The organism is Streptomyces colwelliae, assembly GCF_048158785.1.
Classification (GTDB): domain Bacteria; phylum Actinomycetota; class Actinomycetes; order Streptomycetales; family Streptomycetaceae; genus Streptomyces.
The window spans coordinates 1-7,864 of the sequence record NZ_JBLTJC010000441.1; the positions used below are offsets into that span (position 1 = coordinate 1).

10 protein-coding genes are annotated in these 7,864 nt (G+C 69.4%); 6 read left to right on the forward strand and 4 right to left on the reverse strand.

The window, feature by feature from the left end:
* Positions 1-30: 30 nt before the first annotated feature.
* Positions 31-153, reverse strand: coding sequence for a hypothetical protein (locus tag ACNFOC_RS46910; RefSeq protein ID WP_416965114.1), 123 nt, complete (start codon positions 151-153; stop codon positions 31-33).
* Positions 154-387: 234 nt separating this feature from the next.
* On the opposite strand from ACNFOC_RS46910, the gene ACNFOC_RS46915 reads away from it, so the two are divergent.
* The 4 genes from ACNFOC_RS46915 (at position 388) to ACNFOC_RS46930 (ending at position 3,676) form a co-directional block, all read left to right on the forward strand.
* Positions 388-891, forward strand: a complete 504-nt coding sequence (locus ACNFOC_RS46915; protein ID WP_416965115.1) for a hypothetical protein — start codon at positions 388-390, stop codon at positions 889-891.
* Between the two features lie 208 nt (positions 892-1,099).
* Positions 1,100-1,510, forward strand: coding sequence for a winged helix-turn-helix transcriptional regulator (locus ACNFOC_RS46920; protein ID WP_416965116.1), 411 nt, complete (start codon positions 1,100-1,102; stop codon positions 1,508-1,510).
* Positions 1,511-1,640: 130 nt separating this feature from the next.
* On the forward strand, positions 1,641-2,564 hold the full coding sequence (locus ACNFOC_RS46925) for an NADP-dependent oxidoreductase (RefSeq protein ID WP_416965117.1): 924 nt from the start codon (positions 1,641-1,643) through the stop codon (positions 2,562-2,564).
* A 98-nt stretch (positions 2,565-2,662) separates the two neighbouring features.
* Entirely contained in the window at positions 2,663-3,676 is a 1,014-nt protein-coding gene (locus ACNFOC_RS46930; RefSeq protein WP_416965118.1) for an alpha/beta hydrolase fold domain-containing protein, read from the forward strand.
* A gap of 21 nt (positions 3,677-3,697) precedes the next feature.
* On the opposite strand, the gene ACNFOC_RS46935 is transcribed toward ACNFOC_RS46930, so the two are convergent.
* A complete protein-coding gene (locus tag ACNFOC_RS46935) occupies positions 3,698-3,916 on the reverse strand; it encodes a hypothetical protein (RefSeq protein ID WP_416965119.1) in 219 nt (72 codons plus the stop codon).
* A 21-nt stretch (positions 3,917-3,937) separates the two neighbouring features.
* Here ACNFOC_RS46935 and ACNFOC_RS46940 point away from each other — a divergent pair, with 21 nt between their 5' ends.
* Together ACNFOC_RS46940 and ACNFOC_RS46945 are read left to right on the forward strand one after the other, a co-directional pair.
* Entirely contained in the window at positions 3,938-4,087 is a 150-nt protein-coding gene (locus ACNFOC_RS46940) for a hypothetical protein (RefSeq protein ID WP_416965120.1), read from the forward strand.
* Entirely contained in the window at positions 4,071-4,874 is an 804-nt protein-coding gene (locus tag ACNFOC_RS46945; protein ID WP_416965121.1) for an inositol monophosphatase family protein, read from the forward strand. The genes ACNFOC_RS46940 and ACNFOC_RS46945 overlap by 17 nt, the downstream gene beginning before the upstream one ends.
* 33 nt (positions 4,875-4,907) lie before the next feature.
* Here the strand turns inward: ACNFOC_RS46945 and ACNFOC_RS46950 are convergent, their stop codons facing one another.
* Together ACNFOC_RS46950 and ACNFOC_RS46955 are read right to left on the reverse strand one after the other, a co-directional pair.
* Positions 4,908-5,321, reverse strand: a complete 414-nt coding sequence (locus ACNFOC_RS46950; RefSeq protein WP_416965122.1) for a DUF6069 family protein — start codon at positions 5,319-5,321, stop codon at positions 4,908-4,910.
* Between the two features lie 137 nt (positions 5,322-5,458).
* Positions 5,459-7,864 (reverse strand): family 78 glycoside hydrolase catalytic domain (locus ACNFOC_RS46955; protein ID WP_416965123.1); only part of this gene is annotated, 2,406 nt, incomplete at its 5' end.

Sequence of the window (7,864 nt, forward strand, 5' to 3'; positions counted from 1 at the left end):
TCGGGCACATCGGCCTCGTACGGCGCCGGCTCATGCTCCCCGTGCGCCGGCGTCGAGCGTCTCCGCCAGGCTGAGCGCGGCCAGGACCTGCGCCTGGCCCTCGGCCGGTTGCAAGATGCCGGCCGCGTCCGACACTCCCACATCAGGAATCACGCCAATATCGGCGTCCGCAGTCCCACATCCGGCGGCAGCGCGACCGCCCCCGCGAACCCCGCACACCCGCCCCAATGCAGTGCACGTACGCGACTCGAGCGATCACTTCACACACTCGCCGCACCGCTGCCACACCAGAAACACATTCGGCCGACCCGCGGTCCTGGTCCTCCCCGTGGGGCAGACGGCTCGCACGCGGCGCGCCTAGCCTCCGGGCCCATGCGATCACCACGTATGAGACGCCTGGGTCTCGCCACCGTCCTCGGTTTCCTCCTCGCCGTCTTCGGCCTGGCCCCGAGTGCGAGCGCGGCGGACGCCGACCTGACCTTTGCCACCGACACCGCCACCGCGACGCCCGGTGGCGCGGTGAAACTCTCGATGACGCTGACCAACAACAAGACCTACGACATCCTGTTCGTCTACCAGACGATCGAGCCCACCTGGCTGACCACCCAGCGGCCCGACCTCAAGTACAGCTTCACCGACTGCGCCCTGGCCACGGACACCGGCAGCACCCCCTGCACCGGCGTCGGTCCCACCGACCTCGGCCCGGACTACGGCGCCACCATCCCGCCCGGCCAGAGCCGGACCGTGACGCTGACCTTGCAGGTCGCCGCGGACTCGGGCTGCAACGGCAACATCGGCTTCTACTCGTACTACTACTCCGAGTTCAGCGACTCGACGAACGTCAGCGCCGGCCCGGTCTACACGCCGGAGACCCGCGTCCTCTGCGCCTGACCACCCGACTGGCTCGCCGCCGTCGCCCTTCACTCCGCCACCTCGCCCCGCCGGTCACTCGACCCGCGGGGCGAAGCGCGTCCACCGTTCGCCAAGGCGAACGACCTGGATGGCACGAATGACACAAATGGCACGAACGACAGGCGGGTTACGATCGATTGGTAAGTAGGCACTCTTGAGTGCGTTGCGCTCCTGACGGGAGAACCAGATGGCCACCAAGACGAAGCAGACGCGCTCGATCGAGCCCGGCACGTACGAGGCGTACATGCACGACTGCCCCGCCGTGGCCCTGCTCTCGACGATCAGCAACCGCTGGGTCAGCCTGACGGTGTGCACCCTCGGCTCCTACGGCGAGCCGATGCGTTACAGCCACATCAGCCGCGAGATCCCGGGCGTCAGCCAGAAGATGCTGACCCAGACACTGCGCATGCTCGAACGCGACGGCATGGTGAAACGAACGGTCACGCCGACCGTGCCGGTACGCGTCGACTACGAGTTGACCCCGCTCGGGGAAGGCCTGTACGGCCTGCTGTCCCAGGTGCGCGACTGGGCGGCCGAGAAAACCGACGTGGTCGACGAGGCACGAGCGCACTACGACGCCCGGCAGACGGGCCAGTGACGACGGGTGACGGACAACAACCGCTCCCGCCCAGCGGGCCGTAACGCACTTTGAAGTGCCTACTTACTAATCGATCGTAACCCGCCTAGCGTTCGTGGTGTTCGGATACGCAAACGGAATGGCGGACATCATGCGCGCTGTAGTCGTCAAGAAGATCGGTGAACCTGAGGCCGTCGAGGTCCTGGAGGTCCCGCTCCCGGAACCGGGTCCCCTGGAGATCCGCGTCAAGGTCGCGGCGGCCGCGCTCAATCCCGCCGACGCCGCCGTGTGGTCCGGGTTCTTCGCGTCGCCGGAAGAGGTCGAATACACCGGTCTCGGCCTGGACGCCGCCGGGACGATCGACGCGGTCGGCGCGGGTGTCCTCCTCAAGGTCGGAACGCCGGTCATCGTGTTCGACGCCCCCGCGCTGCGCCCCACAAAGGCCCAGGCCGAATACCTGGTGACCGACCTCAACTCCATCGCTCTCGCCCCCGAGGGCATGGACCTGACGCTCGCGGCGACGATCCCCCTCAACGCGATGACCGCCTCGATGGCCCTGGACCACCTCCCGCTACGCCCGCGCGACACTCTGCTCGTCACGGGCGCCGCCGGTGCCGTGGGCGGCTACGCCGTCGAGCTGGCACGGACGCGGGGCGTGCGGATCGTCGCGCAGGGGCGGCCCGAGGACGAGGAGTTCCTCCGCAGCCGTGGCGCCACGTGGTTCGTGTCGCGCGACGAGGAACTGAGCGACGCGGTACGCCGGTTCGTGCCGGAGGGCGTGGACGGCGTCCTCGACGCGGCGGCGCTGGGCGCACCCGCGCTGGCGGCCGTCCGCGACGGCGGCACCTTCGTGAGCGTACGGTTCGACACGCTGCCGGCCCCGGAGCGGGGCGTGTCCGTACGGCACACCGCCGCCGGTCCCGAACCCACCCGGCTCGCCCACCTTTCCGCGCTCGCCGAGGTCGGCGTACTGACGCCACGGGTCGCGCGGATCTACCCCCTGTCGCAGGCCGCCGAAGCCCACGCCCAGCTCACCCGGGGCAGCCTGCGGGGCCGGATCGTCCTGGTGCCGTAAACCCCGGGACCGCCGCACTCCGACTGAGTATCCACAGAAGTGGAGGAAGCCTCTCCATATCTATTGACGCTTTTTTACGACGGTGACAGACTCGCTACATGGCACCCGAGATCCCGTCCTTTCCCAAGCTCCCCGTGCCCGTCGCCGGCACCATCGCTCCGCCCGACCTCGCCGACAGCACCCTGCTGGATGTCGGCCCGAGTCCGCAGATGACCCTTGGCGCAGTCGACATCGACAGCCGCCCTGACGTCGTCTTCAGCACCGTGCAGCTGCCCGACGGAGCGTCGCGTGATCTGAAGGCCGACATTCTGCGGCCCGCGACGGAAGAGCGGCTTCCGCTGGTTCTCTTCCTTCCCGGAGGTGCGTTCCTCCGCTGCAACAAGGCAATGGCGTTCGACTTGCGTCGACATGTCGCCGAATCGGGCTTCGTCGTCGCCAGCGTCGAATACCGCGTCACACCGGACGGTGCCACCTACCTGGATTCCGTCCACGATGTGCGGGCCGCCCTCGTCCATCTGCGGCAGCACGCCGACGACTTCGGCATCAACCCGCGCACGGCTGCCCTCTGGGGAGAATCAGCCGGTGGCCATGTGGCGGCCCTGACCGGTGTCACCCATGACCTGCCCGAGTTCTCCGGGGAGTCGGACGCCCTCTCCCCGGGGACCGTGCAGGCCGTGGTCGACGCCTTCGGGTCCTCCCTGCTCTCGGCGATCGCCGACGACTTCGACGAGGAGGCGCGACTCCACTACGAGCGCACGGCCACGCATTTCTCGGCCTATGTCGGCAAGGCAGGCGCACTGTTCTCGGAAATTCCCGAAGCGGTCAGCGCCGCGGATCCCGCGACCTACGTGACGGCGTCAGCGCCCCCTTTCCTTCTCCTCCACGGCAGCGACGACATGCTCGTCTCCTCCTCCCAGACGCAGCACGTACATCAGGCTCTTCTCACCGCCGGCGCAGACAGCACTCGCTATGTCGTGGCCAGGGCGAATCACGGGGATTTCGGAGTTCTCGCGGATTCAGACGCCGCCCTTGCCTGGTCGTCCGCGACCGTCATGGACGTCATCACCGAATTCCTGCACCGCCATCTCGACAGCACCGACCTGCCGAAGTGAGCGAGCTTTCCGCCCCTGAGGTCATGGGGCGAGCACCTCGTTCAGCTCGGCACCAGCAGCAGCCGCAGCACTGCGGGGGAAGAGGGGCTGCTCGCATTCCGTGAGGTCGGCCTCGGGGTCGTCGGGATGCGTGGCGAGGGCCTTGCCGAGTTCGGAGCCGTCGTACAGGCGAGGTTGGCGCCTTCGCCGTTCGGGGCCGTATTGGGGGCCGTTCGTCCGCAGTACTTCAATCCCGAACACCGGTTCCTGAGCGGGGAGTCGGTGGCGTACTGGCATGCGCGGGATGTGCTGGTGAGCTGCTGGACGGTGGACGACGCGGACCGGCGCGCCGAACTGCTCGCCTGGGGTGTGGACGCGATCATTGGCAACGACGTGAACGGGGTGGTGAAGAGCGGTGCCGAACGGACATGACCTGGACGGTGCTCTGCGGGTGGCCGTGGAGTTGGCCGAGTGGGCCGCGGAGGCGATTCGTGGCGGGAACCGAGGAGGTGCGGGGCCGGTCCGGCAGAAGGCCAGCCCGGCCGACATCGTCACGGACACGGACGAGGCGGTGGAGCGGCATGTGCGGGCGGTGCTGCGGCGGGAGTTCCCCGACTGGGGCATCGACGGCGAGGAGTACGGCGTCGAGGAGGGCACGTCGGACGCACCGCACTGGGTAATCGACCCTGTGGACGGAACGACCAACTACGCCCACGGACTTGGCTGGTGCTCCTTCTCCCTGGGCCTGGCGGAGCCGGACGGCAGCCCGCTGCTGGGCCTGGTGGCGGACCCGTGGCGGGGCGAGGTCTTCACAGCGGTGCGGGGAAGGGGCGCGCACCTGAACGGAACGTCGATCCACGCGGCGGACCACACCACACTCACCGGCCATGTGTTCCTGACGGAGTGGGCGGCACACGCGCACTGGCCGGGCCTGGACGCGCTCCTCGCGAAACTGGCCGACCGGCACTGCACGGCCCGCGTCATGGGCTCGACCGCGCTGTCGTTGGTCCAGGTGGCGGCGGGCCGGGCGACAGCCGCCGCGATCGGCGAGTTCCACCCGGTGGACGGTCTGCCCGCCCTGCTCATCGCGACCGAGGCGGGCGCGGTGGCCATGCCGCAACTCCCTTCGTACGGTGAGCCGTTGCTGCTCGTGGCACCGGAAGCGGCGGCTGAGGCCGGGGAGTTGTGGCGTTCGACGGTCGGGGCGCGACGACTCTGACGGCGGCCACCGCGTCGGCGGCCGTCGGTGTCCCTACGACAGGGGCATCACCTTGCGGTAGGCGACCACCGCGGCCGCCGCGACCGTCACGTGCATCAGGAGCAGCGCCCCGACGCCGGTCGCGCCACCGTCGCCGTAGAGCAGGAAGTCGGGGACGAAGGACACCACGACGAGGGTCGGGACCAGCCATCGCACCAGCGCCTGGGGGTCCTTCGACACCTTGCGCAGGATGGCCCAGCCGATGGCTCCCGCGACTGTCCCGAGCGCCGTCAGGAAGACGTACGACGGTGCCTCCAGGGGCTGGAAGTCGTCGGGCGCGCCGGCGGCCAGGGCGAGCTGGGCGAGCACCGTGTCCGCCGCGGAGGCCACCACGATCGCGGCGAGCACACCTCCCGCCACGACGAGCGGACCACGGCGGACGGCGACGGCATCAGAGGCAAGTGACATGACAACTCCAGGGGAGGGAGATTTCGGGCAGGGCCCAAAGAGTCCCGATGCGGATCGCTTGAACTCTCAAACGAGAGTCTGGCCGAATCCGTTTGAAACTTCAAGCGCACGGGAGTGCCAAGGCCTCACCGGGCACGTCACGGGTGCCGGATCGCGGGCGGTGGCCAGGCCGGGGCGGCGTGGGGACGTCGGAAGGTGTGGCGTCCCGAGCCGACCTCGAACGGGGGGCTGCCGTCCGGTAGTTGGAACTCGGCCCGCGTGTTCGCCGGGACCAGCGCCTCCACCACGATGACGTCGCCCTCGATGCGCCAGCCCGCCTCGGCCCTGCCGTACGGTGTGTCGTGAGCCGCCTTCGCCCAGGTCAGGTCGCCGCCCGGGACCGGGGCGACACGCAGTCGCCGCCAGCCGGGTTCGGCGGAGGCGAGTCCCGCGACCGTACGGTGCAGCCAGTCGGCGACGGCACCGAGGGCGTAGTGGTTGAAGGAGGTCATCTCACCGGGGTTGACGGTGCCGTCGGGCAGCATCGAGTCCCAGCGTTCCCAGACGGTGGTGGCGCCCATGGTCACCGGGTAGAGCCACGACGGGCAGGCCTTCTCCAGGAGCATGCGGTAGGCGAGTTGGGGTTCGCCCGCCGCGCACAGGGCGTCGCAGATCAGCGGCGTGCCCGTGAAACCGGTGGCGATACGGAAGGACGCGCGGCGCACGATCTGCGCCAACCGTTCGGCGGCGCCCCGCTGTTGACGCTCCGTCGGCAGGAGCGAGAAGGCGATGGCCAAGGCGTACGCGGTCTGGGTGTCCGAGGACAGTCTCCCGTCCGGCGTGACGAACTGGTCGGCGAAGCATTCGCGTACGGCCTGAGCGTGCGCGCGGAAACGGGCGGCGTCGTCCTCCTTGCCGTCCAAGTGTCCTTCGTCGTCAAGGAGTTGGGCGGTCTCGGCGAGGATCTCCGCGGAGCGGATGACGTACGCGTTGGCGACGAGGTCGCCGTCGGTCCGCGCCTCCCCCGGGCGGTCGGGCGGGGCCTGTGGGTCGAGCCAGTCGCCGAGTTGGAAGTCCTGGCGCCAGAGTCCGTCACCCTCGGCGGTGAGCCGGATCGCGGCCTCGCCCCAGGCCCGCATGCTCGGGTACTGGGTGCGCAGCACCTCCAGGTCACCGAACCGCTGGTAGAGGGTCCACGGCAGGAGGACCGCGACATCGGCCCACACGGCCTGGGCACCCGCGTCCCGGAAGGCATCCGGCAGCACGTCGGGGACGACGAGGGGCGGCACGCCGTCCGCTCGCGCCAACTGCTCTGCGGACAGGTCGCGCAGCCAGCCGGTCAGCATGCCGGAGCAGTCGTGGAGGAAGGACGCGGTGGGCGCGAAGACCTGGATGTCGCCGGTCCAGCCCATGCGTTCGTCGCGCTGCGGGCAGTCCGTGGGGACGTCGAGGAAGTTGCCGCGCATGCCCTGCACGACGTTCTCGTGCAGCCGGTTCACCAGCGGGTCGGAGCACTCGAACCAGCCGGTGCGGGTCATGTCCGTGTGGAGTACGACCGCTTCGATGTCGGCGGGGTCGAGCGGGCCGGGCCAGTTCCCGATCTCGGCGTATCTGAAGCCGTGGAAGGTGAAGTGGGGTTCGTAGGTCTCGACCCTCTCGTCCTCATCTCCTTCCACGCCTTCGCCGCGCAGGACGTACGTGTCCGTGGCGGCGGCGAACCGCAGGGGGCGGGTGCTCAGTTCGCCGTGTTCCAACACCTCCGCGTGGCGCAGGGTGATCTCGTGGCCGGCGGGGCCCGAGACACGGATGCGTAGCCGTCCGACCAGGTTCTGCCCGAAGTCCAGGACGGTCTTCCCGGACGGCGTCGTGATGACCTCGACCGGAGCGACGGTCTGCGTGCGTCGCACGGGCGGACCGGTCGGTGCCACCAACTCGGCCTCAGGGAACGGCAGTTCACCGACCCGGTTCCAGCCGGACACCTCACCTCCCGGCGTCGACCACCCCGGCCGCTCCCGCCGCGCGTCGTAGGCCTCCCCGTCGTAGATCTCCGAACGCGGCACGGGACCGGTCGTCGTACGCCAGTGTTCGTCGGTGCGGACGGTCTGCGTCGTGCCGTCGGCGTAGCCGATCTCCAACTGGGCGAGGAGCGCGCGGTGTTCGCCGTAGATGGCGCGTCTGCCGCCATGGAAGCCGAGGCGTCCCGTGTACCAACCCTCGCCGAGCAGGGCTCCGATGGTGTTCTCGCCCGTTCGCAGCAGCGGGGTGACGTCGAACGTCTGGTAGCGCAGCCGGTGTTGATAGGAGGTCCAGCCCGGGGCCATGACGTGATCGCCCACGTGCTCGCCATTGATCTCGGCCTGGTAGACGCCGTACGCGGTGACGTACAGCCGGGCGGAGGCGACGGGACCGGTGAGGGTGAAGTCGCGGCGGAGCAGGGCAGCCGGTTCGGGGAAGTCGACACTGGGACTTCCTGAGGTTGATGACCTCTGCCGGAGTGCGTCGCGATCCTTGAACCGGTCGCCAAGCTGTCCTGACCTGCGGTTTTGTGTGTGCGCATTATGTGC

Bases quoted from the DNA above. Each gene is read 5' to 3' on its own strand.
- ACNFOC_RS46915 (WP_416965115.1), top strand. From the start codon at position 388: ATGAGACGCCTGGGTCTCGCCACCGTCCTCGGTTTCCTCCTCGCCGTC.
- ACNFOC_RS46950 (WP_416965122.1), bottom strand. From the start codon at position 5,321: ATGTCACTTGCCTCTGATGCCGTCGCCGTCCGCCGTGGTCCGCTCGTC.
- ACNFOC_RS46920 (WP_416965116.1), top strand. From the start codon at position 1,100: ATGGCCACCAAGACGAAGCAGACGCGCTCGATCGAGCCCGGCACGTAC.
- ACNFOC_RS46930 (WP_416965118.1), top strand. From the start codon at position 2,663: ATGGCACCCGAGATCCCGTCCTTTCCCAAGCTCCCCGTGCCCGTCGCC.
- ACNFOC_RS46925 (WP_416965117.1), top strand. From the start codon at position 1,641: ATGCGCGCTGTAGTCGTCAAGAAGATCGGTGAACCTGAGGCCGTCGAG.